This window comes from Gluconobacter sp. Dm-74, assembly GCF_018256135.1.
Classification (GTDB): domain Bacteria; phylum Pseudomonadota; class Alphaproteobacteria; order Acetobacterales; family Acetobacteraceae; genus Gluconobacter; species Gluconobacter cadivus.
The window spans coordinates 121458-146329 of the sequence record NZ_JAERLX010000001.1 but is presented as its reverse complement, the minus strand read 5'-3'; the positions used below and the strand labels follow the sequence as shown (position 1 = coordinate 146329).

General features: G+C 61.9%; 20 protein-coding genes. 7 read left to right on the top strand and 13 right to left on the bottom strand.

The annotated features are described in order from the left end of the window. Positions 1–14: 14 nt before the first annotated feature. From JK208_RS00685 to rimP, 10 genes are all read right to left on the bottom strand, one after another. Positions 15–2003: an FUSC family protein gene (locus JK208_RS00685; protein WP_211573974.1), complete on the bottom strand. Its 1989-nt coding sequence runs from the start codon at positions 2001–2003 to the stop codon at positions 15–17. Next, positions 2003–3421 (bottom strand): nitronate monooxygenase family protein, encoded by a 1419-nt coding sequence (locus JK208_RS00680; protein ID WP_194261833.1) that lies wholly within the window; start codon positions 3419–3421, stop codon positions 2003–2005. The genes JK208_RS00685 and JK208_RS00680 overlap by 1 nt, the downstream gene beginning before the upstream one ends. A gap of 64 nt (positions 3422–3485) precedes the next feature. After that, positions 3486–5636 (bottom strand): polyribonucleotide nucleotidyltransferase, encoded by a 2151-nt coding sequence (gene pnp / locus JK208_RS00675; protein WP_211573973.1) that lies wholly within the window; start codon positions 5634–5636, stop codon positions 3486–3488. A gap of 196 nt (positions 5637–5832) precedes the next feature. Continuing rightward, complete coding sequence (gene rpsO, locus JK208_RS00670) at positions 5833–6102, bottom strand: 30S ribosomal protein S15 (RefSeq protein WP_011253110.1); 270 nt, start codon at positions 6100–6102, stop codon at positions 5833–5835. Then, entirely contained in the window at positions 6062–7063 is a 1002-nt protein-coding gene (gene truB / locus JK208_RS00665; RefSeq protein WP_211573972.1) for a tRNA pseudouridine(55) synthase TruB, read from the bottom strand. Before truB ends, rpsO begins: the two co-directional genes overlap by 41 nt. 96 nt (positions 7064–7159) lie before the next feature. Further along, positions 7160–7588: a 30S ribosome-binding factor RbfA gene (rbfA, locus tag JK208_RS00660; protein WP_194266728.1), complete on the bottom strand. Its 429-nt coding sequence runs from the start codon at positions 7586–7588 to the stop codon at positions 7160–7162. Continuing rightward, positions 7585–10347: a translation initiation factor IF-2 gene (gene infB, locus JK208_RS00655; protein ID WP_211573971.1), complete on the bottom strand. Its 2763-nt coding sequence runs from the start codon at positions 10345–10347 to the stop codon at positions 7585–7587. The genes rbfA and infB overlap by 4 nt, the downstream gene beginning before the upstream one ends. Then, positions 10344–11021 (bottom strand): RNA-binding protein, encoded by a 678-nt coding sequence (locus JK208_RS00650; protein WP_194261828.1) that lies wholly within the window; start codon positions 11019–11021, stop codon positions 10344–10346. The genes infB and JK208_RS00650 overlap by 4 nt, the downstream gene beginning before the upstream one ends. Further along, the gene (nusA, locus tag JK208_RS00645; RefSeq protein WP_211573970.1) at positions 10996–12549 is read right to left on the bottom strand and encodes a transcription termination factor NusA; all 1554 of its coding nucleotides are present in this window, start codon (positions 12547–12549) and stop codon (positions 10996–10998) included. The genes JK208_RS00650 and nusA overlap by 26 nt, the downstream gene beginning before the upstream one ends. 34 nt (positions 12550–12583) lie before the next feature. After that, a complete protein-coding gene (gene rimP / locus JK208_RS00640) occupies positions 12584–13195 on the bottom strand; it encodes a ribosome maturation factor RimP (RefSeq protein ID WP_099286150.1) in 612 nt (203 codons plus the stop codon). Positions 13196–13411: 216 nt separating this feature from the next. On the opposite strand from rimP, the gene JK208_RS00635 reads away from it, so the two are divergent. The 3 genes from JK208_RS00635 to JK208_RS00625 are packed head-to-tail and all read left to right on the top strand — an operon-like array spanning position 13412 to position 16254. After that, positions 13412–14023: a hypothetical protein gene (locus JK208_RS00635; protein WP_211573969.1), complete on the top strand. Its 612-nt coding sequence runs from the start codon at positions 13412–13414 to the stop codon at positions 14021–14023. Positions 14024–14055: 32 nt separating this feature from the next. Continuing rightward, positions 14056–15309 (top strand): AAA family ATPase, encoded by a 1254-nt coding sequence (locus tag JK208_RS00630; RefSeq protein WP_194266812.1) that lies wholly within the window; start codon positions 14056–14058, stop codon positions 15307–15309. Positions 15310–15312: 3 nt separating this feature from the next. Then, on the top strand, positions 15313–16254 hold the full coding sequence (locus JK208_RS00625; RefSeq protein WP_211573968.1) for a hypothetical protein: 942 nt from the start codon (positions 15313–15315) through the stop codon (positions 16252–16254). A gap of 21 nt (positions 16255–16275) precedes the next feature. On the opposite strand, the gene JK208_RS00620 is transcribed toward JK208_RS00625, so the two are convergent. Both JK208_RS00620 and JK208_RS00615 read right to left on the bottom strand, forming a co-directional pair. Next, a complete protein-coding gene (locus JK208_RS00620; RefSeq protein WP_211573967.1) occupies positions 16276–17805 on the bottom strand; it encodes an ABC transporter substrate-binding protein/permease in 1530 nt (509 codons plus the stop codon). Then, complete coding sequence (locus tag JK208_RS00615) at positions 17805–18551, bottom strand: amino acid ABC transporter ATP-binding protein (protein ID WP_211573966.1); 747 nt, start codon at positions 18549–18551, stop codon at positions 17805–17807. The genes JK208_RS00620 and JK208_RS00615 overlap by 1 nt, the downstream gene beginning before the upstream one ends. Positions 18552–18799: 248 nt before the next feature. Between JK208_RS00615 and ccmA the strand changes: the two genes are divergently transcribed. From ccmA to JK208_RS00600, 3 genes are all read left to right on the top strand, one after another. Further along, complete coding sequence (gene ccmA / locus JK208_RS00610; RefSeq protein WP_211573965.1) at positions 18800–19435, top strand: heme ABC exporter ATP-binding protein CcmA; 636 nt, start codon at positions 18800–18802, stop codon at positions 19433–19435. Then, on the top strand, positions 19432–20097 hold the full coding sequence (ccmB, locus tag JK208_RS00605; RefSeq protein WP_062030368.1) for a heme exporter protein CcmB: 666 nt from the start codon (positions 19432–19434) through the stop codon (positions 20095–20097). The genes ccmA and ccmB overlap by 4 nt, the downstream gene beginning before the upstream one ends. A 103-nt stretch (positions 20098–20200) precedes the next feature. After that, the gene (locus tag JK208_RS00600) at positions 20201–23521 is read left to right on the top strand and encodes a S41 family peptidase (protein ID WP_249201857.1); all 3321 of its coding nucleotides are present in this window, start codon (positions 20201–20203) and stop codon (positions 23519–23521) included. Between the two features lie 74 nt (positions 23522–23595). On the opposite strand, the gene JK208_RS00595 is transcribed toward JK208_RS00600, so the two are convergent. Then, the gene (locus JK208_RS00595) at positions 23596–24144 is read right to left on the bottom strand and encodes a cytochrome b (protein ID WP_211573964.1); all 549 of its coding nucleotides are present in this window, start codon (positions 24142–24144) and stop codon (positions 23596–23598) included. A gap of 144 nt (positions 24145–24288) precedes the next feature. Here JK208_RS00595 and JK208_RS00590 point away from each other — a divergent pair, with 144 nt between their 5' ends. Then, positions 24289–24867: a YqaA family protein gene (locus tag JK208_RS00590; protein WP_211573963.1), complete on the top strand. Its 579-nt coding sequence runs from the start codon at positions 24289–24291 to the stop codon at positions 24865–24867. Positions 24868–24872 lie beyond the last annotated feature (5 nt).

Below are 24872 nucleotides of genomic sequence, written 5' to 3'. Positions count from 1 at the left end.
CTCCGCCTCCGGGATCAGACAGTCTTGCGTCCCGCACGCTCCAGGGCGGCGATCTCGGCCATGACGTCTCCATTTTCGATCTTCCGGGCAATGTCTGCGAAGGGTGCGCCCGCCTCAAGAGCCGCAGCCGTAGCGCTCCAGCGCTCCCCGGCCTGAGCATCACCTTCACATAACCCAGCCGAAATATCGAACCGCAGCAACGTCGCCTCCCCGCTCAGACGACGCAGCGCCCGCAACAGGGCATGAGCCTGTGTCGCGCGCTCTCCCACTGCCGAAACCCCGCCCAGAACGGGAAGCGAGCCACGAGCAAACTCGGCCCGTGTGGTATCGATCCCAGCCTGACGCTGGACACGATCTGTCATCACGGGATCTTCCCGCTTCAACACAGCCGAGACGTACCGCAGATTGCCGATCACTGCCGCCTGCAACAGGCCATCCATGTCCTGTCCTCGGCGCTGCGGGCAGACCATGAACGCACACAACAGTCCGATGACACTGCCGAGCGTGTTATCCAGAACCCGCATCCACGCAATGCCTTGCGATGGCATGAGCATTTCCGTCACGACAATGAACTGCGCGCTGATGAACACAACCAGCATGGTATAATTGACAGCGCGCATCGCGATCGCCCCGATCACAAAGAGCGCCACCGCCGCCAGCATCTGCGCAGAACCCGGCAGGAACGGCGTGAGCAAGAGCGCGAGCACACCACCACCCAGCGTTCCCAACACACGTTCTAACGCGCGCACCAGCGTTGTCTGACCGGAGGGCTGGATCACCAGAAGCACCGCGACCAGCGCCCAGAAACCATAATCCAGATCCAGCCACCAACTTGTCAGATAGGTCGCCAGCAGACCCACCACGAGACGCAGCGCATGTTGCCAGATCGTCGGCGTCAGACGCGCCGCATGACGTGGCAGTTCAGCATCGAACGGGAGCCGCGCCTTTTGCGCCAACCCCTCGGCCAGTGTTCCCAGCGTCCGCGCACTGGTCGCCACAAGTTCACCAACCGGCCCCGCCGTGGCAGGAATACTCGCCGCCAGCGCCAGCCCTTCAGCGGCCAGATGTTCAAGATCAGGCGCAGGTTCGAGCGCCGCGTCGCTCGCGTGCTGACACAGGGCTGAAAAAGCCGCCAGCGTGCCCCGCGCCTCAAAATCCAGCCCACGGGTTTCGACAAGATGTTCCACGGCCAACATGGCGGTAAACAGACGTTCTGCCCCGGCCAGCGAGGCAATCAGCCTCCCGCGCATACCGTAACTCGCATGTCCGGCATCGATCTGAAGCGCCAGCCCCCGGGCCCGCTCGATGGCCGTACGCACATTCTGCCGGTGTACGGTTTCCTGAAGTCGCCCCGCTGCGATCTCGCCCGCCATGACCGACAGCAGCCGGTAACAGGCTCCAACAGCCCGTCGCGCAGGGGCGTAAGGATGCTGCGGCCAGACCACAAGGCACAGAAATGCCGCCCAGAGTCCCCCGCCACCAAACGCAAGAGCAACGACGAGAGCGTCCTGAAATCTATGCGCCGGAAACCCGGTGCCCGCCAGCATGACACAGCCCAGCAGCGCACAAAGCAGCGCGATGGACGGCGACAGCGCCCTAGCCAGACCCGCCATCAGCCCCGTCAGCGCAAGCCAGGGCAGCACACCCCAAAGTGGGTACACCGCAATCAGCGACGTCACGCCTCCAAGGATCGTGCCGCACGCCGTAAAAAGTCCAAGAATACGAAACTGCTCACGCGCCGTCCCGCCCGGCTCGATCAGGCAGCTCCAGAAGGCGGCAAAGCCAGCCCAGGCCAGAACGGCCTGATGTTCATAAATCGCGGGAAGCAGCGCTACGACCGTCGCCACCGCCGCCCGGGTTCCTTCTGCCGGAGCAATCTGCTCCGGGCTGACGGGAACCGAATGACGCGCCAGAAACTGCTTCAGAAAATCAAGCGGTCTCTCCCGCCCCTGTGAGGCGCGGGAGGGAGGCGTCTGGCGGGAAAGCGGCGGGTCAGAGGCCATCAGCGACCGGTCAGAATACGCTCCACGAGCTGGCTGACCGTCGGGACAAAGCCGTTCGCGTAGAACGGGTCAGTTCCGAAACGCCATGCATTCGTGCCGCCGAACATAAGGTTATGGTCGACCACATTATCCTCATCCGCACCGGGCGGAATATGGGAAATGGTCTGGAGCGTCTTCTGAATGCAGAAAGAGCGCGGATCCGCCTTCTGGCCGTTGGTATACGGCTCGCGTTGCATCCAGTTAGAGAACCGGCACTGCGAAAGACATCCCATGCAGGCCGTCTGGTCGGCAAGAATTTCGCGCGCGCTTTCGGGCGTCACGAAGACCAGCGTATCGTCCGGCGTCCGCAGAGCCTCGGTAAAGCCCGCGGCTTCCCAGTCCGCAATCCGCGGACGGTCGGCGGCGGGAACGAAAACCTCGCGCTTGCGGGCACCAACGCCATAGGACGCCTCGTAGCCGTCGCCAGCTTCCTGACTGTACGGCACCTGACGCTCGGAGCGCTCACACAGATCCTGCAGGAAGCTGTTGCGGACGGCCGAGGAATAGAAACCGGTCGGGGAGAAGCGGTTGAGATATACATCCCCCTCCTTCAGCGTCAGCAGACGGCGCTTCCAGGCATCGGGGATCGGGCTTTCCTGCGTCAGAAGCGGGCGGGTTCCGAACTGGAACACGATCGGCCCCAGCTCCGGATTGCCGATCCAGTCCTGCCAGTCCTCAAGATGCCAGACACCACCGGCCATGATGATTGGCGTCTCGCCCAGACCATAATTCCGCATGACACGGCGCAGTTCGAGAACGCGCGGATACGGATCTTCTGGCGAAAAGGGATTTTCCGTGTTGGACAGACCGTTATGGCCACCCGCACGCCACGGATCTTCGTAAACCACGCCGCCCAGCAGTTCCGGCGCCTTGCTGTACGCACGCCGCCACAGAGCGTTGAACGCCCGTCCCGAAGAGACGATCGGATAATAGGGAATGCCGAAACGGACCGCGATGTCAGACAGGCGGTACGGCATGCCCGCGCCACAGGTCACACCATGCACCAGCCCCGGAGCGCCTTCAAGGATCCCGATGATGACCTCTTCGGCCCCACCCATTTCCCAAAGGATATTGACGTTGATTCGGCCTCTGCCGCCCGAAATCTCGTGGGCGATCTTCGCCTGCGCGATACCGCCATCAATCGCGTAGCGGATCAGTTCCTGCTGGCGCTCGCGGCGCGTGCGACCATGATAGACCTGCGGAACCGGATGACCGTCCTGATCGTAGCTGTCCGCATTGACAGCCGAAATGGTCCCAATCCCGCCCGCAGCGGCCCAGTGTCCGGCCGAGACGCCCGTAGAGACGGAGACACCTTTGCCCCCTTCGATCAGAGGCAGCACGTCCTGACCACCAAAACGGAGGGTATCAATAGATTTCATGGGGACTGGCTGTCTCCGAAACTCAGAAAAAAAAGGCGGGGCCTTGTGAGCCCCGCCCCAACACTCACTCGGCGTCGCGACGGGGCGGACGGGCCGGTCGGGCCCCCACGCTCTCCGTAATATCGGCACCCGTGGCCTGATCGACAACCCTCATGGAGAGCTTGACCTTGCCGCGATCATCGAACCCGATGACCTTGACCTTCACGGCATCGCCCTGCTTGACGACATCGGACGTCTTCGCAACGCGGCCTTCAGCCAGTTCGGAAATGTGAACCAGACCGTCACGCGGGCCAAGGAAGTTCACGAACGCGCCGAAATCAGCAGCCTTGACGACTTTGCCGTCATAGATACGGCCGATTTCCGGCTCAGCAACAATGCCTTCGATCCGGGAGATGGCCTTCTGGGCCTGCTCGTCGTTCGCAGCAGCAATCGTCACGGTGCCATCTTCACCGATATCCACCTTCGCACCCGAATATTCGACGATCTCGCGGATCACCTTGCCACCAGAACCGATCACGTCGCGGATCTTTTCCTTCGGCACGGAAATCGTCGTGATCTTCGGAGCATTGCCCGAAACGTCAGAACGGCCTTCCGTCAGCGCCTTGGACATTTCGCCAAGGATGTGAAGCCGGCCTTCACGAGCCTGCTCCAGCGCGATCTTCATGATTTCCGGCGTGATGGACGTAATCTTGATGTCCATCTGCAGCGCGGTCACGCCGTCAGCCGTACCGGCCACCTTGAAGTCCATGTCGCCGAGGTGATCTTCGTCACCAAGGATATCGGACAGAACGGCGTAGCCGCGGTCTTCCTTGATCAGGCCCATGGCAATGCCAGCCACCGGACGCGGCAGCGGAACGCCCGCATCCATCAGCGCAAGCGAAGAGCCACAGACCGTCGCCATGGAGGACGAGCCGTTGCTTTCCGTGATCTCGGAAACCACACGCATCGTGTACGGGAAGACTTCCTTGGTCGGCAGCAGCGGATGGATCGCGCGCCATGCCAGCTTGCCATGTCCGATCTCACGACGGCCGGGGGAACCCATGCGACCACACTCGCCGACCGAATACGGCGGGAAGTTGTAGTGCAGCAGGAAGTTGGAACGGTATTCCCCTTCCAGCGCGTCGATGATCTGCTCGTCCTGACCCGTGCCAAGCGTCGCGACCACAAGGGCCTGCGTCTCGCCACGCGTGAACAGGGACGACCCATGAGCGCGCGGCAGGATGCCGACTTCGGCGAGGATCGGGCGGACCGTCTTCAGGTCACGGCCATCAATGCGGATGCCGGTCTTGAGGATGGACCCGCGAACGACCTGCGCCTCAAGCTCCTTGAGCATCGGCTTGGCGAGTTCGAGGTCCAGACCTTCCTCGGCCAGAATCTCGTTGATCCGGTCCTTGGCTTCGGCAACCTTTTTGTAACGGGCCTGCTTCTGACGCTCCTTGTAAGCTTCCGCCATCAGCTTGTTGCCGACCTTCTCGACGCGCTTGCGAAGGGCGATTTCTTCCTTCGTCAGCGACGGCAGATCCCACGGAGCTTTCGCAGCGTGCTCTGCCAGCGCGATGATGGCATCGATAACCGGCTGGAAGGACGTGTGTCCCAGCGTGACGGCTTCAAGCATCGTCTCTTCCGAAAGCTCGCTGGCTTCGGATTCGACCATCAGCACGCCTTCGGCCGTACCGGCGACCATCAGGTCGAGCGTGCTGTCCTTGAGTTCGTCATGAACCGGGTTCACGACCAGCTTGCCATCAATGCGGCCGATACGGGCGCAGGCAACCGGACCAAAGAACGGAATACCGGAAAGCGTCAGCGCAGCCGAGCAGCCAATCAGCGACACGAGAGCCGGATCGTTCTCGTTGTCGTAGCTCAGAACCGTTGCGGTGATCTGGACTTCGTTGCGGAAGTTTTCCGGGAACAGCGGACGGATCGGACGATCGATCAGACGGGCGTTCAGGACTTCGGCTTCGGACGGACGGCCTTCACGCTTGAAGAACCCACCCGGGATCTTGCCGGCGGCGTAAGCCTTTTCCTGATAGTTGACCGTCAGCGGGAAGAAGTCCTGTCCCGGCTTGACGCTCTTGGCGCCAACGGCGGTGCAGAGCACAACCGTATCGCCATAAGTGATCATGACGGCGCCGTCTGCCTGGCGAGCGACCTTGCCGGTCTCCAGGATCAGGGGGCGTCCGGCCCATTCAATTTCCTTACGGAAATAATCAAACATGCATGTTTTCCCAAATTAAGGGTGAAACCATCTCCGGGCGTCCGGCAGGTGGCGGAGCAGCGTTTCGGACGGCATGGCGGTGATGGCGGGAAGTCCCCGGCACGACACCATGTGGCCTGAAACGCCGGTCGCGCACCCGCACCGCCGGACAGGCGATGGCGAGGGTGTCCGGGAGCATGCTCCCGGACAGATCAGCTCAGCGACGCAGGCCGAGACGCTCGATCAGGCTCTGGTAACGGGCCTGGTCCTTGCGCTTCAGATAGTCCAGCAGGCTACGACGCTGGCCGACCATCATCAGAAGACCACGACGGGAGTGGAAGTCCTTCTTGTGGGTCTTGAGGTGCTCGGTCAGGTTGACGATACGCTCGGACAGGATGGCAACCTGTACTTCCGGCGAACCCGTATCCGTCTCGCTCTGCTTGTACTCAGAAATCAGTGCCGTGCGGCGTTCTGCGGTAATCGACATCGTGTTCTCCAAAAAACTCGTGGTTTTCCAGCATCCGCGCTGCCCTGAGCCGCCCATGACGGACATGACACAGACCCAGCACGTGCTCTCCGATCATCGCGCGCCACAGATGGTCTTTCCCCTGTGACGATGCCGGCAGAGGATGCACGAGGTCCGAAGGGTCTATCGACTGCCCCCAGACAAGCACCCTTCCCTCCGCATCGGTGACGGCCAGCGCCGGGATGTCGACCAGCGCGGTCGCCGCATCCAGCAGAGGAGCCGGAAGAGCATCGGCGTTGTCCACAGTTTGAGTCGATTTGTCCAGTGATATCTGATCGACCGTCAGGGCGTGGCTCAGATCGAACGGTCCGCACTTCGTCCGCCGCAGCACCGAAATATGCCCGACCGCTCCACAGGCCAGCGCAATGTCCCGCGCCAGCGAGCGCATATAGACGCCCTTGCCCGACTGCACGTCAAAAACGGCCGTATCCGCATCCGGACGTTCCACCAGCGTTATCGAATCGATCCGCGCCGGACGGGGTGGAAGCTCGGGCGGACGACCTGCGCGCGCCATGTCATAGGCCCGCTCTCCCCCGACCCGAAGTGCCGAAAACACGGGAGGCACCTGCATGACATTACCTGTCAGCGCGGGCAGAACAGCAAGAATCTGCTCATCGGTCGGACGGTTCGGCGACGTCGCCAGAACCTCGCCCTCAAGATCGTCCGTCGTGCGGCTTTCCCCAAAAGTCAGCGTGAAACGATAACGTTTTGTCGCATCCATGATGTAGGGAATGGTCCGTGTCGCCTTACCGAACGCAATCGGCAGCACACCGGACGCCAGCGGATCGAGCGTCCCGCCATGCCCCGCTTTTTTCGCATCAAACGCCCAACGGAGTTTGTTGACCATATCCGTGGAGGTCGGACCCAGCGGCTTGTCGAGAATCAGCCACCCGTCGATATCGCGTCCACGTTTCCTGCCCATACATCCCGTCCTTGCTTGTGAAGGCCGCTGATAAACCAGCAAGGGGGCAGAATGCAAAAAACGCCCCTCACCGGACGGGAGGAGCGTTTTTAAAAATTATTCCGGATCTTTTTCCAGATCCCGCCGGACTTCCGGAGATCGCATGATCTCGTCGAGTTCCATGGCGTTATCCAGCGCCGTGTCAGGCTGGAAGTGGATTTCCGGAACCGTCCGGAGATTGAGGGCCTTGGACAGCCCCGTTCTCAGGAACGGTGCCACCCGCTTCAGGGCAGGCAGCAGAACCTCCACATCGCTCCGCCCCAGACGCGTCACGAAAGCCGTGGCGTGTCTGAAATCCGGGGAGATGCGGACTTCCGTGACCGTGATGCGCACATCCAGAAGTTCCGGATCGCGGAACTCCGTCCGGGCGAACAGCTCCGCCAGAACACGGCGGACCTCTTCGGCCACCCGGAGCTGCCGGGTGCTGGGCCCTTGGGCAACAACACCTGCCGGGCCCTTCAGGTCATGTTTCGAACGCGAACTCAAGCCGGGATCACTTCCATTTCGTAGCACTCGACGACGTCGCCTTCGCGCAGGTCATTGTAGCCCGCAAACGACAGACCACACTCGTAACCGCGCGCCACTTCCTTAACATCATCCTTGAAGCGCTTGAGCTGGCTCAGCTCGCCTTCATGAATGACCACATTGTCACGCAGCAGACGCACGCCACAGCCGCGCTTGACGAGGCCTTCCGTGACGTAGCAACCCGCGACCTTGCCGGTCTTGGTGATGTTGAAGACCTGACGGATCTCGGCGTAGCCCAGGAACTTCTCGCGATGCTTGGGTGCAACCTTGCCCTTGACCAGCTGCTCCACATCGTCCGCCACCTGATAGATGATCGAGTAGTAACGGATATCCACACCTTCACGCTGGGCCAGTTCACGGGCCTGCGTAGTGGCACGGACATTGAACGCCACGATGATGGCGTCCGAAGCCTTGGCAAGCTGGATGTCGCTTTCCGTGATCTGACCGACACTGGCGTTCAGAACGCGAACTGCAACTTCCTCATGGGCCAGCTTCTGCACCGTCGCGGAAATCGCTTCCGCAGAACCCTGAACGTCTGCCTTGACGAGGAGAGCAACCTCCTTCTGCACACCCGCCTGAATCCGAGCCAGCATCTGATCAAGGGTACCGCGGGCTGCAACCTGCGAAGCTGCTTCCTTGTCCTTGATTTTCCGCTGACGGAACTCGCTGATCTCACGGGCCCGGGCATCGTTTTCGACAACAACGAACGGCTCACCCGCACCTGGCACACCCGTCAAGCCAAGAACCTCGACCGGCATGGACGGACCAGCATCCTTGAGCTGACGACCACGGTCATCAAGCACCGCACGGACACGACCCCATTCAGAGCCAGCCACCAGAATGTCGCCCCGACGCAGCGTGCCCTTCTGGACGAGAACGGAAGCCACAGGGCCACGTCCACGATCCAGACGGCTTTCGATCACCACACCTTCGGCAACGCGGTCCGGATTGGCGCGCAGATCCAGCATCTCGGACTGAAGCAGAATGCACTCTTCCAGCTTGTCCAATCCGGTCCGCTTGAGGGCCGAAACCTCGACGTCCTGGGTGTCGCCGCCCATTTCCTCGACCACGATCTCGTGACTCAGCAGTTCCTGACGGACGCGGTTCGGATTGGCACCCGGCTTGTCGATCTTGTTGATCGCCACGATGATCGGAGCATTAGCCGCCTTGGCATGCTTGATGGCTTCGATCGTCTGCGGCATCACACCGTCATCGGCTGCCACGACCAGCACCACGATATCGGTGACGGACGCGCCACGGGCACGCATGGAGGTGAAGGCCTCATGACCCGGCGTGTCGATGAAGGTGATTTTCTTCCCCGACGGAGCCGTGATCTGATACGCGCCGATATGCTGCGTGATGCCACCGGCCTCGCTCGCCGCCACATCCGTGGTGCGCAGCGCGTCGAGCAGGGAGGTCTTGCCGTGATCGACATGACCCATGACCGTCACGACCGGAGCGCGCGGCAGCAGCTCGTCGGCGCTGTCTTCCACGCCTTCGATGCCGATTTCGACGTCGCTCTCGGAGACACGCTTGATGCGATGGCCGAATTCCTCGACCACCAGCTCGGCCGTGTCGCCGTCGATGCTCTGCGCAGCTGTCGCCATGACGCCCATTTTCATGAGTGCCTTGATGACTTCACCCTGACGGGACGCCATACGGTTGGCCAGTTCGGCCACCGTGATGGTTTCCGGCACGATGACATCACGCACGACGCGGACCTGATCGGAACGCAGACGCTCCAGTTCGGCCTGACGACGCTCGCGATCGCGCTGACGGCGGACCGAAGCCAGCGAACGCGTCTTGTCGTCATCACCTTCGATCGCAGCACGAACGTCGATACGCCCGGAGCGACGGTCGCTACCACCAGCCTTGCGGGACGGTGCCGACGGACGACGTGCCGGTGCAGCAGGCGCCCCCGGACCCGTACGACGGGGTGCAGGACGACGCTCGTCGTCACCACCAGCAGCGGCTGCGCCGGAACGCAGATGAAGTGTTTCGTTATTGCGCGCGGCAGGCGCAGCAGAGGGTGCAGGACGCGACGGCTGAACCGGACGCGGCGGCATGATGGCCCGTTCGGCCAGAGGACGCAGACGCTGAACCGGGGCAGCAAGCTGCACACCGCCGGTCGAATGCGTACGAGGGTCCAGCGGAGCCGAACGCTCGGCTTCCTCGGCTTCACGGGCGGCAGCTTCAGCAGCAGCCTGTTCCGCTGCACGTGCAGCAGCTTCGGCAGCAGCCTGTTCCCGTGCGGCCTGCTGTTCGCTTTCCTTCAGAGCAGCGATTTCCGCCGCTTTCTGCTCGGCGATCAGACGCTCTTCCTCAGCGGCGCGACGCGCAGCCTCGGCGGCAGACATGATCTGGATCTTTTCTTCTTCACGCCGTGCCGCTTCTTCAGCCGCAGCCTGACGCTGCCCTTCCAGAGCACGCTGGCGGGCGGCCAGTTCGGCTGCCGTCAGGGCACGACCACCCGGCCGACCACCACGGGCCGCTGCACCGGCACCTGGACCAGTAGCATTGCGCTTGGGTTTACGCACTTCAACCTGCACGACCTTGGAGCGGCCATGACTGAAGCTCTGACGCACGGAGCCAGCATCCACAGTACGCCCGACCTCCGGCCGTCCAGCGGGGCGAAGCGACAGGCGGCTGCTTCTGGTCTGTTCGCCGCCCTGTGATGGGGTGTTGTTTCCGTCCTGGTTGCGCTCGTTGCCGTCGCTCATAGTTCCGCCTGTTCCTTACTGACCCCTTCAGGGTCTGGGAGCGGACGTCCTGCCACTCCCGAAAATCTCTCATGTTCGGCGATCAGGCGCTGTGCCAGCGCACCGGGCGCCATCACCGCATAGACCGCCCGGTCCCGGCTGAACGCCGATTCCAGGACCCGATCGGGAACTGTCACAACCGGCAGAGAACGCCGGCCCGACACCAGTCTGGAAAATTCGTCCGGACTTGCACTTTCCGAACGGATCACCACCCCTACCCTGCCGGAAGTAAGCCACTCCCGGCATTTCTGAAACCCGCAGACCGTCTGACCGGCTCTCCGGGCCAGACTGACTGCATCCAGCATCCGCTGTACCAGAGCCCCGCCAACAAGATCGGCAAGGTTTTCCGGTACGGACACCTGAGCCTTTGCCGCTCTGGCGAAAGCCTGTCGTGTTCGGGCGCTATCTAACACATCCCGGCTGGCACTCAACCACATTCCCCGGCCCGGAAGTTTTCCGGCGAGGTCAGGGACAACCCGGTTATCGGGGCTGACCACGAAGCGGATCATGCTTTCGGGCGGCTTCTGCTCTCGCGTTACGAGGCATCGCCGCTCCGAGCCGCGACGCCCTAAAGCACCACGAACGGGACCATTATCAGTATCAGAAAGATCAGACGTCGGTCGACTCCCCGTCATCGTTTTCCGTTTTTACCGATTCGGCTTCTTCGCCATCGAACCAGTGTGCACGGGCTGCCATGATGATCTCATTGGCGGCATCCTCGTCGATAGCCTCGTCACCGAGGATCTCCACCAGTTCGTCACCTGCGAGATCCGCCAGATCGTCGAGCGTCTTCACGCCCTTCTCACCCAGCGTCACCAGCATCTGGTTCGTAAAGGTGCCCAGTTCGGCCACGTCATCCGTAACGCCCAGCGCCTTGCGCTGATCGTCCAGAGCCTGCTCCTTGCTGGCCAGATAATCATTGGCGCGATGCATGAGCTCTTCAGCCACGCTCTCGTCAAAGCCTTCGATATCGTTCAGCTCACCCGGATCCGTGTAGGCCAGTTCCTCGATGGAGTGGAAGCCTTCCGTCACCAGCAGACCTGCAATCACGTCGTCGACGTCCAGCGCCTCGACGAACTGCGAGGAGCGCTTGCGGAACTCTTCCTGACGACGCTCCGATTCCTCGGCCTCCGTCAGAATGTCGATGTCCCAGCGGGTCAGCTGGCTGGCCAGACGCACGTTCTGTCCACGGCGACCGATGGCCAGCGAAAGCTGCTCATCCGGCACCACGACTTCAACACGGCCAGCTTCCTCATCCATCACCACCTTGCTGACTTCAGCAGGCGCCAGCGCATTGACGACAAACGTCGCAGCCTGCGGGCTCCAGGGAATGATGTCGATCTTTTCGCCCTGCAGTTCGGCCACGACAGCCTGAACGCGGGAGCCACGCATACCAACGCAGGCACCGACCGGATCAATCGCGGCATCACGCGAAATCACGGCCATCTTGGCGCGCGATCCCGGGTCACGGGACACGGCCTTGATCTCGATGATCCCGTCATAGATTTCCGGAACTTCCTGCGCAAACAGTTTGGCAAGGAAGGCCGGATGCGTACGGGACAGGAAAATCTGCGGGCCACGCGGCTCGTCACGCACGTCATAGATATAGGCGCGGATGCGATCAGAGTTGCGGAAAGATTCGCGGGGGATCAACTCGTCACGACGAAGCAGGGCTTCGGTATGACCGATTTCCACCATGAGATTGCCGTACTCGGTCCGCTTGACGGTCCCGTTGACGATCTCGCCTACGCGGTCCTTGAACTCATTATACTGGCGCTTGCGCTCATATTCGCGCACGCGCTGTACGATGACCTGCTTGGCCGTCTGTGCGGCAATGCGCCCGAAATCGATCGGCGGTAGCGGATCGACCAGATGCTCGCCAGCCTTGATTTCCGGCTGGAACTTCCGGGCGATATGCAGCGGGATCTGCGTGTCTTCGTTCTCGACCTGCTCGACCGCCTCGGTCCAACGGCTCAGACGGACCTCACCGCTCTTGCGATCAATCGTCGCGCGGATGTCCTTTTCATGCCCGTACTTTGCACGGCCAGCCTTCTGGATGGCCTGCTCCATCGCTTCGAGCACTTCCTCGCGGTCGATATTCTTCTCGCGGGAAACTGCATCAGCAACCAGCAGCAGTTCGGGACGTGTAACAGACGTGTCCATCAGATCGGACCTCCAGCCAGCATGAGACGGGTCATCACTTCTTTCCCGGCTTTTTCGGATTCAGTTTGGGCGCCTGGCGCGCTTCGCCGCCATCTTCCCCTTCAGGATTGAGCCCTGCAAGAGCAGCGCTCGCCTCGATCAGCGCATCGGTCAGGACCAGACGGGCCTTGCGGATATCCGTCAGCGGCAGAACCGCCTCGGTTCCGTCATCCAGACGGATGAGGGCGTTACCGTCCCGGGCACCCATAACAGTCCCCGAGAACCGGCGACGGCCATTGAGCGGCACGTCCAGTTCCGCCTTCGCCAGATGCCCTGCGAATCGTTCCCAGTCCTTGGCGCGCGTCAGCGGACGGTCGATCCCGGAGGACGACACTTCCAGCATCCATGCGCCGGGGATCGGATCATCAACGTCCAGAATGGCGCCGACGGCGTGACTGATCTGCTCACAGTCTTCCACCGAAATCAGGGAGCCGTTCGCACGGTCCGCCATGATCTGGATCGTCGGAGTATCACGCCCCAGCACCGAAAGACGCACGAGTTCGTAGCCCAGATCGGCCAGCGTCGGCGCGATCCGTTCCGCGATACGGGCTTCCAGCCCCGTAAGGTGAGGCAGTTCGATGTCGGAAGAGGCGTGCTGCTGAGACAAGACAAAAAAGGCGGCCCGTCAGGGCCACCCCCCAAATGAGCGGAAGATGAATGGAATGTGCCTTATGTAAGTCACCTCCCCTCAAGACGCAAGAGGAACGCAAATCCCTTTATTCCTGAACAGCTTGTCCATTCGGCGAGTCGAAAGATTTGTTTACATTCCGATGCCTCGAAAGCCCTTGTCTTCGGACGCTGTCAGGAGTGAGATAGTTTCGAAATGACCGTGCAGCCCGATCCCCGTCCAGAACCGCGCCCGCAGCCTCTGCCCGCCGATCCCGCTTCCCGGAGCCGGGCTCTGTGGGGCGGAGGTGGCCTGATCGCGGCCCTGACAGTCGGAGCCGGCGCTTTTTTCTACACGCATAATACGGCCACACCCATTGCTGCCGCCGTGGCCCCACCGTCCCAGAACGTCCCGGCCGTCCCCACCGCCCAGACCGCCGCAGTTCAGCTCTCAATGCTGCCTCCCGCAAAGGCCCCTGCCGCCCTTGCCAAGAGTGGATTCAGTCCGGCCGACCGCGCCCGCATCCTGGCAGCCGTAAAAGATGGCAAGATGCGTCTCGTGGAAATGCCGGTTCTGGATGCTTCAGGTGCCGTCGGTCAGACCATTGACGTCACGGTCTCAGGCCTGACACAGCGCGTGATCCTGAACGGCAGGTTCCAGCATCTCATCATCCCCATTGTCGAAGCCGGACAGATCCTCATCGCCCCGGTCAGTATCCCGCATGCGCCTGCCCTGATCGTTGGTGCCCTTACAGCCCTTGGCCCCGAAGCCCTGCCTGCCCTGACGACGCTGGACCAGCGCGTCCTGCTCAATGTGATCGTCCAGTAAGGAACTGCCCGGTGTTCAAGTCTCTCGTGCCCATGCTCAACCGGGCCATGCCGCTGATGATGGCCGCCTTCCTTATTCTGGCGGTGATTCAGGTCGCGGTCATGCTACACCTGTCGCTGAACGGACTGTGGGCCGCCATCGAATGGGGGCGGCGTTTCTATCTTCCGCTGGCAGGCATCAGCGCCCTTCTGGCAGTCACGGGGCTGGCGTATGAAACATCAGCCGAAAAACTGGCGCGTCGCGGACTGCGCCGCAGGAAAGGTCTCATCATGGATGTTCTCAGCCGTCTGACGAACCGCGGAGCCCTTGAAGAACTCATGGCCCGCGAACAGCGCGAAACCGTTCTCGACGCCGACGAACTGGCCGCATCCCTTCGCGCCCGCGTCATCGGACAAGATCAGGTCTGCGAAGATATCGCCCAGCAGATGCGGCGCCGTCTGGCCCTTCAGGTCCGTGGCAAGCCCGTGGGGATTTTCCTGCTCGCAGGCCCTCCTGGTACCGGCAAAACCTATCTCGCCAAGCAGATGGCCAAGCAAATGGAACGCCCCCTGCTGCATTTCGACATGACGCAGATGTCCAGCGCCCATGCCGCAACGCAGCTTTTCGGCTCGCCCAAGGGCTATGTCGGCTCCGACACGTTCGGCAAACTCACAGGCGGCCTCAAGGACCATCCGGACGCCGTGGTCCTGCTCGACGAAATCGAGAAGGCCCATCCGGACGTCTTCAAGAAGTTCCTGACCGCATGGAATGATGGCCACGTCACGGAGGCCTCCACCGGCGAGCAGGTCTCGACCACGCGCGCGATCTTCATGCTGACGTCCAACATCGCCACCGAAGCCCTGACGGAAATCTCTGATCGCCTCGCCAACGAGCCGGAGAAGATGCGTGCCGAATCGGTCGAGGCCCTGCGCAAATCCGGCTTCGCCCCCGAAGTTCTCAACCGTCTGGACCGGATTTTCATTTTCCGTGCCCTGCGTGGTCTGGATCTCGCCCGCGTCGCAGCACTGGAAATCGAAGCCATGATCGAAGGCTACGGTCTGCATGTGGAAACCGGCGGGATCGACGCGGGCGTCCTGTTTCAGGTCATGATGAAACAGAAGAACCTCGGCACCGGTGCCAGCGCACGCGATCTTGTCCGCTCTATCGAGGACATGGTCAGTGAAAGCCTGATCGTCGCGCGTCAGCAGGGCGCCAAGCGTGTCCGCCTCGTCACGCAGGACGACGGCACCGTCATTACGGAAATCGCCAGTGATACCGAAGTCCAGCTTGGTCGGGTGAGTCACTGATCCATGACGGCATTCGGACGGCTCTGGCGGCGTGCGCCGCTGTGGCGCACCAGCGTGATCGTAACGGTCGGCGCGCTTGGCATGGCGGCCTTTTACCCTACCCCGGCGATCAAGAAGGCCATGCCGTGGCTTCCGGGACATCTGCCGGGCGCGGCACCCGATAACGCCGCTTCCGGCGCATCACAGCCGGACGCGCAGGGGGCACAGTCCAATGGTGCGCCCGGCCTTGGTGACCAGATCGGCGTTCCCGATCCGGGCATCACCGAACACGGCAGCATCACCATCGCCGGACGCATCCTCCCGCTTCCGGCCGGAGACTGGCATCCGATCCTGACCGCCCGAAGCGGCGCACATGGCGAACTCTCCCAGCAGGTTCTGGCCCGGACCGATCGCGGTGTCGTCTCGGGCGTCATCGTCGTGCGCGCCACACAGCAGCCCGTCCCGGCCGATCTGGCCGAACAGCTCGAAACCCCCTGCCATGACGACCGTGACTACGCCGCGCATATTTCAGACAAACCCGGCGTCTCACAGGAATGCAGCTACACCAGCAACGCCGTCCTCGAAAACCAGAGCGTCAGCAGTGACCCATTCATCACAGCCGCGTTTAACCGAATGCACACACTCGGCTTTCCGGTTCCGAGTCTGATGATCAATGTCGGCTGGTATTATGCCGCAGCGGCAGGCAAAGGCACCGCTCACATCGAAACGGTCGAAACACTCGTTGCGCCCATTGAACGCGGATCGCGCCAGCTTCTGGCACCGCCGCAATACTGGAACAAAGCCTCAGTTCACAAAAACCCGGAGGCTTCCCAGTTCATTGACGCGCTGGACCGGTGGATGATCGGCTGGTCACGGGTTCTGCGTCAGGGCTTTGACGGAACACTGAATACGGCAACGCTTGTGCCGCCCCTCATCAACGATCCATCCGCGCCCCAGCCGTCCTGAACAGAGTTCGGGCATCCAATTTTAGTGGTGCCCGGCTCCCGAAAACCCACGTCCCAGCCGCCGCTCCGCCATGCGCGCCAGCCGCACGAACGGCAGTCCGAGCAGCAGATACGCCATGCCGACCATGATCCCCGTTCCGAAATAATCGTAATAGGTCGAGGACAGCCGGACATAAGTTTGGCTCAGCTCCGTCAACGTAATGACGGAGACAAGTGAACTGTCCTTGAGCAGCGAAATGAAGTCATTGGTCATGACCGGCACAACCGTCCGGAACGCCTGTGGCACGATCACGAGCCGCAACGCCTGCCAGTGCGTCATGTTCAGCGCAATCGCCGCTTCCATCTGCCCGCGCGGGACGGACAGAAGCCCGGCGCGATAGTTTTCCGCTTCGTAGGCCGCATAGTTCAGACCCAGCGAAATCACACCGGCCACGAAAGGCGACAGCCGGATCCCGAAGGCAGGCAACCCATAGAAAATGAACAGCACCTGAATCAGAAGCGGCGTCCCGCGCACGACCTCGACATAAATGCCCGCAACAAACCGCAGCGGAGCCGCGCCATAATGCCGCGCCAGCGCGAGCAGAAGGCCAAGTGCCACGGCCAGAACCATGGCCAGCGCCGAAACCGCGAGCGTCATCAGCGCCGCCTGCCCAATCAGCGGCAGGAAACTGATATAACGCCGCATCAGAACGCGCCAACCACTGCCGGTCGTGTTCGCCATGGCTTCCTGATAACGGTTCCACTCCGTCGGTGCGATATCAGGCTGGCTGTTGTCGCCCGTGTAGTTCGCCATCAGCGGCGTCCACAGGTTCCAGCGCGCCAGAATGCGATGCAGCGTCCCGTCTTTGATGATCTCGCCCAGCGCCGCATCCACCTGGTCGCGCAACTCCCGGTTTTCGGGCGAGAACGCAATCCCGTATTCCATGCTGCCGATCGGCTCGCCCACCAGCTTCATGTCCGGCGAGATGCTGCCGTAATAAAGCGCGATCGGCGCATCGAGCAGGATCGCATCCAGGCGCCCGTTCCGCAGATCCGAGAACGCATTCGTCTCTTCTTCATAGGACCGGACGTTTGAGCCACCCTGCCGGCGCAACATCCGCTCTGCCGTCGTGTCCTTGATCGTCCCGACCGTATGGCCCTTGAGGGCCTCCATCGTGTCCAGCCCGGTCTGGTCATGCCGAACGATAATCCGTTCGCTCGTCACATAATACGGACGCGAAAACAGAACGGCCGCCTTGTGCTCGGGCGTCATTTCGATGCCGTCCAGCACCATGCCGTACAACCCGCGAGACAGACCGGGGATCAGACCGTCCCAGTCGTTCTGAACAAACTTCGCCTTGCGGTGCAGACGCTCGGCAATCGCATCGGCCAGTTCATATTCAAAGCCGGTCATTCGGGGTTCATGGGCCGGATCGTGGAAAACGTAAGGCACATTCGCCTCACCGTCCGACGCCCAGAGCAGATCCTGCGACGCGGCAGCAGGCGCGTCGGCCAGCGCGACAGAAACGGGGCTGACCGCAAGAGCCAGCACAAGCGCAAGAATTTTCTTCATCACAGCAGCGTCCGCAGGAACTGGCGTGTGCGTCCCTCTCTGGGGTTGGCAAACATCAGATCCGGATCACCGCTCTCAACGATTTCCCCGCCTTCGACAAACAGAACACGATCCGAAGCCGCACGCGCAAAACGCATGTCATGCGTCACCACAAGCTGCGTCATGCCATCATCATCCAGCGCCCGCATCACGGACAGGACTTCCTCTGAAAGTTCGGGGTCGAGCGCGGAAGTCGGCTCGTCATACAGCATCACGGAGGGCTTCATCGCGAGCGCGCGCGCAATGGCCGCGCGCTGTTTCTGCCCGCCCGAAAGACTGTCCGGATAGCGGTCCTTGGTCGCGGCAAGGCCGACCTTTTCCAGCAGTTCGCAGGCAATGGACTGCGCCTCATCCCGGGACATCTTCTTGACCTGGATCGGCGCCATCATGACGTTGTCGAGCACCGTGCGATGGGGAAACAGGTTGAAGGCCTGAAACACCATGCCGACATGCGCGCGCAGCTTATGGGCCTCGGCCTCGTTGACGCGGCTCCAGTGCCTGCCCGTGCATGCAACCGTCACATCCTCGATGCGGACAGAGCCTGCATCCGGATGCTCCAGAAAGTTGAGGCAGCGCAGGAACGTGGACTTGCCACATCCCGAAGGCCCGATCATCGAGATCAGTTCGCCGCGCTCCACATCGAGCGACAGGCCCTTCAGAACCTCGTTCCCACCAAAAGATTTGGCGATACCACTCGCCTGCAGCACCAGATCAGCCAGTTCCGGAAACCCTTGAAAAAAGACGCACGATCACACGACCGTGCAGCCCTCATAACGGACCTGAGCACGGGTATCGAGACCTTAATGCAGCGCGCGGCACAATTCATACGATCATCACATTCCGCCCTCCCCACGCACTGACACCACGCCAGCCCTTGCGAAGGACGCCCACAGGGTCTCTAAAACAGAAAGACACACACCGGGACAAAACCGAACCCCGCGCATGAGACCTTTCAATGACCACCCCGTCTGATTTTCCGCCACCTCCTACGCCCGGACGCCTACTCGATGTCGAGGACGTCACGGTATTCCGTGGGGACCGGCTGGTGCTAGACGGCGTCTCCCTGACGCTGGACGCCGGGGACGCCATGATCCTTACGGGGCCGAACGGGGCCGGAAAATCCACTCTTCTGCGTACGATCTCCGGCCTGCGCCGTCCCGATTCAGGCGACGTCGTGCGTTATGGCGCCCTCGCGTGGCTTGGCCATCAGGATGCCCTCAAGCCGGGCCTGACGCTAGCGCAGAACCTTGCTCTGGCCGAAAAACTCGGGACAACCAGCCTGCCCGACGCGCTTGACGCCCTTGATCTTACCCATCTGACCGATCTTCCCGCGCGCCTGCTGTCCTCCGGGCAGAAGCGCCGCGCTGCTTTCGCCCGCGTCATGCTGTCCGGCGCCCCGCTCTGGCTGCTCGATGAGCCAACGGTCGGGCTGGATGTCGCCAGCATTGAACGCCTCGGCGCCGTCATGGCCGCCCATCGCGCCAGAGGCGGTGCGATGATCGTCACGACGCATGTGCCCCTTCCCCTCGACAACACCCGCTCGCACGAACTGCCCTCGCTCGCGCATGTGGACTCCTTCTGGCTGTCATGACCGCTTTTCTCGCCCTGATCGACCGTGACCTCCGTCTGGCGTTCCGCTTCGGCGCCGACACGCTGGCCTCGCTGCTCTTCTTTATATTATGTGGCAGCCTGTTCCCGCTCGCCCTCGGCCCCTCGCCCGACCTTCTGCGACATATGGGGCCGGGTATCATCTGGGTCTGCGCGCTTCTGGCCTGTCTCCTGCCGCTGGACCGCCTGTTCGGAGCCGAACTCGAAGACGGCTCTCTCGATCTGCTGATGCTGACCGGTCCGGCTCCCGCCGCCGTGGCCTTCGCCAAAATGGCCGCGCACTGGCTGACGACGGGCCTACCTTTGCTGATTGCAAGCATCCCGCTCGGCATCATGCTCGGCGTCAAAGGTTCCGAACTACCGCTTCTGCTGGCCGGTCTCGCGATGGGTACGATGTCTCTCTCACTTCTGGGCGGCATGGCAGCCTCGATCGTGCTTGGCGCTCGGCGTGGCGGCGTTCTGCTCCCGCTGCTCGTTCTGCCACTGGCAACACCCGTTCTGATTTTTGGCGCGGCCTCGTCCTATGCCGGACAACTCGCCACCTCCCCCGCCGCCAGCCTCGATCTGCTGGGAGCATGCCTTTTCGCCTGCCTGCCGCTGTGCCCCCTCGCAGCCGGGCAGGGCCTCAAGGCCGCCGTAGGTTAAGAGAAATGTTATATCTTAACAGGATGTCATCCGGGGGCCTTTGACGCGATGACACCTTTATGAAACGACTTGATCATATTCGTTTCATATCGAGATCATCGCCATGCCCCAACGTCCCTCGCTCAGACATTCCCTCCTGTCCTGCGCCGCCCTGATGGGGCTGGGGCTCGGCGTTGCTCAGGCCGAGCCGGGCTATCTGCGTGAGCCCTCGATTTCCGGCCAGACCATCCTGTTCAACGCCGAACAGTCTGTCTGGAGCGTTCCCCTCGCGGGCGGGCAGGCCCAGCGCCTGACGACCGTGCCGCAGGGTGCGAATGCCATCGACCCGCATCCCGTCATTTCTCCCGACGGCACCCAGATCGCCTTCGCCGCCAATTTCGACGGCCCGACCGAAATCTATGTCATGCCCCGCAACGGCGGCACGCCGCGCCGTCTGACATTCGAGAACGTTGCGCGTCTGAAAATCATCGGCTGGGACGCGCATGCCGGGGTGCTTTATGCCAGCCCCGCCGCAACCGGCCCCTATTACAGCCAGACCGTCTCCGCCATTGATCCGAAAACCGGTGCAACGCGCGTCTTCCCGCTTTCCGGCGCGAATGATGCCGCGCTCAGCCCGGACGGACGCTGGCTTTATGCTGTCCGCTTCGGCCTCGCCACGACCGGCGATCACATGCGCGCCTATCGCGGCGGCGCCCTGTCCCAGCTCTGGCGCTTCGATCTTCAGAACGGCAAGGAAGCCGAGCGCATCGGCACGCGTGACGCTAACCTGATCCGCCCGATGCCCTGGCGCGACCGCCTGATCGTCATTTCCGACGAGAACGGCCGCTACAATCTGTGGAGCCTCGCCACCGACGGTTCGGACGCGAAACAGCTCACCCATTTCACGGATTACAGCGTTCTCGAAGCCGCCATTTCCGGCGATCACATCGTCCTGCGCAAAGGCGCGGACCTGTTCGATTTCAATCTGGCCAGCGGTGAGACCACTCCCGTCAAAGTCGATCTGACCTCCGACAACCTGCCCCGCAGCCCGTACTGGCTGGAAAAGCCGACGCGCTTCCTGACGTCCTCGACCATTTCCCCCAAGGGCGATGCCGCCGCCTTCACCATGCGCGGTCATGTCGTGGTCGCCGGGGCCTCGCCCCGCCGCGTCGTCGTTCTCGCCACCCCCGATAACGTCCGCCTGCGTCTCGCGCAGATCACGCCAGACGGCAAATCCGTCATTGCCTTCAGCGATGCGGGCGGCGATTCCGCCCTGTGGCGCTTTGCAGCCGATGGCAGCGGCAAGGGCGAGGCCATCACCCAGCCGTCCTCCACCGAACCCGTCGCACTATCTCTTTCCCCGGATGGCAAATACGCCGCCCATACCGACCTTCTGGGCCGCCTCTGGCTGACGGACCTGTCCACCAAGGCCGACAAGCTGGTCGATAACGCCACGCTGGACGGCACCAACGTCTTTGATTCCGTCTCGTGGTCCCCGGATGGACATGTTCTGGCCTATGTCCGCACACGCGGCACGAACCTGCGTCGGCAGATCGCCCTTTACGTCCCCGCCACCGGCCAGTCGAACTGGGTGACGGACGGGCGCTACGAATCCTATACGCCCAGCTTCTCCCCGGATGGCAAATGGCTGTGGTTCCTGTCCGACCGCACGTTCTCGCTCGCCAACGGCTCACCTTGGGGAGACCGCAATATCGGACCGGCCTTCCCGAAACGCACAGGACTCTACGCCCTCGCCCTCCAGTCCGGCGAACGTTTCCCGTTCCAGCCCGCAACCGAGCTGGACCCGACGGACAAGAAGCCCGACACCGATAAAAAGGACGACAAGAAGAAAGACGGCGACAAGAAAAAATCCCTTCCCGCCATCGAATGGGCCGGGATCGCCACACGTCTCTATCAGGCTCCGGTTCCGGCCGGAGACTATGAAGGCCTCGGCGTTTCGGACGACTATCTGTTCACGATCGACAATTCCGGCTCAGGCGATGGTCCGGGCGATCTGAAGTCGATCCATATCGATAATACCGACCACAAGATCGAAATCTACGCGGCCAAAATCTCGGGCTTCGACATCACGCCTGACGGCAAAACACTCCTGACCCTCAGCCGTCGCGGCAAAAACGCGCCGGAACTGCTCCTGACGCCCACGGGCGAGAAGCAGCCCAAGGAACTGGACGGCAAGAAGATCGACCTCGACCATCTGCGCCTGCGGATCGACCCCGGACAGGAATGGTCGGACGAATTCGTGGATGCTTGGCGCCTGCACCGCGACCACTACTATGACCGTGACCTGCACGGCGTGGATTGGAAAGCTGTGCGTGCCCATTTCGCCCCGCTCGTGGACCGTCTCGGAGACCGTGCGGATCTCGATGATCTGCTCGGCCAGATGGTTGCGGAAATCGGCGCCATGCACTCGCAACTCCACGCGCCCACGACCTTCGACCAGCCCGCGTCCAGTCTCATTGCCGGTCTCGGCGCGCATCTGACCCATGAGGACAAGGGCTTCCGGATCGACCACATCTATCAGGGCGACCGCGACCTCCCCGATCAGCAGTCCCCGCTGGCCGCCCCCGGCGTGGACGCCCGGAACGGCGATCTCATCATCGCAATCAACGGCCAGCCAACCGCAGGCCAGCCCGACCTCGGCTCCCTTCTTGCCGATCAGGCCGGAAAGCAGGTTCTCCTGACGCTCTCGCGCGGCGGGAAAGACCACAAGATCATTGTGACGCCCGTCTCTTATATGAAGGAGCGTGACCTGCGCGCGCGCGACTGGGAGGTCAGCCGCGCGGATATCGTCGATCGCGCCAGCCACGGCCGCGTCGGTTATCTGCATCTGCAATCCATGGTCGGCGACGACATGGAAGCGTTTGCCCGCGAGTTCTATGCCAATATCGACAAGGACGGCCTGATTGTGGACGTCCGTGGCAACACGGGCGGCAATATCGACAGCTGGGTTCTCACCCAGCTCATGCGTCGCCCGTGGATGTTCTGGGGCCGCTACGGCAATGCACCGTCGGTGGATATGCAGCAGTCTTTTCAGGGGCGTCTGATCGTCCTGTCCGATGAAATGACCTATTCGGACGGCGAGACCTTCTCGCAGGGCATCAAGTCCCTGCATATCGCCCCGCTGCTGGGCGAGCGAACCGCAGGCGCGGGCGTATGGCTCTCGGACGGAGACCGCCTGATCGACAACGGCAATGCCCGCACAGCCGAAAATCCTTATTTCGACCTGAACGGACAATGGCTGGTCGAGAACAAGGGCGTCTCTCCGGACATTGAAGTCGAGAACATGCCGGTTGCCACCTTCAACGGACAGGACCAGCAGCTCGACGCCGCCCTCACATGGCTGCGCAAGGATATGGCTGACCACCCGCGCCCGGTGCTGAAACCCACCCCCTTCCCGGCCCAGCAGCCCGCTGCCCCGAAATAAACCGGAGCGTCTCCCCACAAAAAAAGCCCCTGTCCGAGCACTCGGACAGAGGCTTTTTCATGACATGCCGGTTCTCAGAGCATCCGGTTCATAACCGTATCCCTGCGACCATAACGATGCAGCAGAGCCGCAATGCCATGCCCGGCAATCAACACCCCCAGAATCCATGACGAGAACTGGTGCAACACATTCACCAGCGGCACGAACACGGGCGCCTTGTGGGCCAATGGCGGCAGATCGACGACCCACATCATAGGGATCGGCAACCCGTGCACCGAACTCCGGACCCATCCCGTCAGCGGCACCACCAGCATCATCGCGTAAAGCGCAAAATGCCCGACCTGCACCGCCAGACGCTCCTCTTCCGGAATATCCGATGACATCGTGGGCGGCCGGTGTGTTGCCCGCCAGACAAGCCGCAAAACCGTCAGGATGATGATGAACGGCCCGATTTCCTTATGGATCAACAGCAAGAATGCCTTCTGGGGCGTTGCCGCATGCGGCATGATCCGCCCCACATAAAACCCCAGCAGCCACAGCGGAATGATGATGGCCGCCATGCTCCAGTGAAACAGTCTGGCCACAAGGGAATAACGCTGAAACGGCGCAGGGGTGTTGTCCATGAAACGGCAATACTCCGGAAGAACGGTTCCACGTCCTATAGCCGTTCGTTTACCGAAACACATGTTGCACAGAGTTACGGATTTGCAAGCTCCCGCAGGCCGGGTAGGACAGTACGCACGTTTTTACAGGAAGATCAGACCACCATGCTGACACTGCTCTACACCCGCATCACCGAACTGGCCGCCTCGCCGCGTGCCGTCTGGTGGCTGATTGTTGTCGCCGTGGCGGAATCTTCCGTATTTCCATTGCCCGTGGACCTGATGCTCGTCCCCATGCTGCTCGCCAACCGTGAACGGGCATGGTTTCTGGCATTTGTCTGCACGACCGCCAGCATCGTGGGTGGACTGATCGGCTGGCTGCTGGGTGCGTTCCTGATGAAACATATCGGGATGCCGATCGCGCATTTCTATCATGCCGACCAGCGCATCCTGAATCTGGAAGCGATGTTCCGCCGCTATGGCGTCTGGATCATCCTCGCCAAGGGCCTGACCCCGCTTCCTTACAAATTCGTCACGCTGGCGGCAGGAGCGGCGCATTTCCCACTGCTGCCATTCATCGCCGCGAGCATCGTCACGCGGGGCGCACGCTTCTTTCTCGAAGCCGCCCTGCTCCGGATGTTCGGAGAACCCATCCGCGATTTCATTGAAAAACGTCTGGCGCTCGTTCTGTTCGGCGCTCTGATCCTGATCGCAGGCGGCATCGCCCTGATCGAATTTCTTTAAGGACC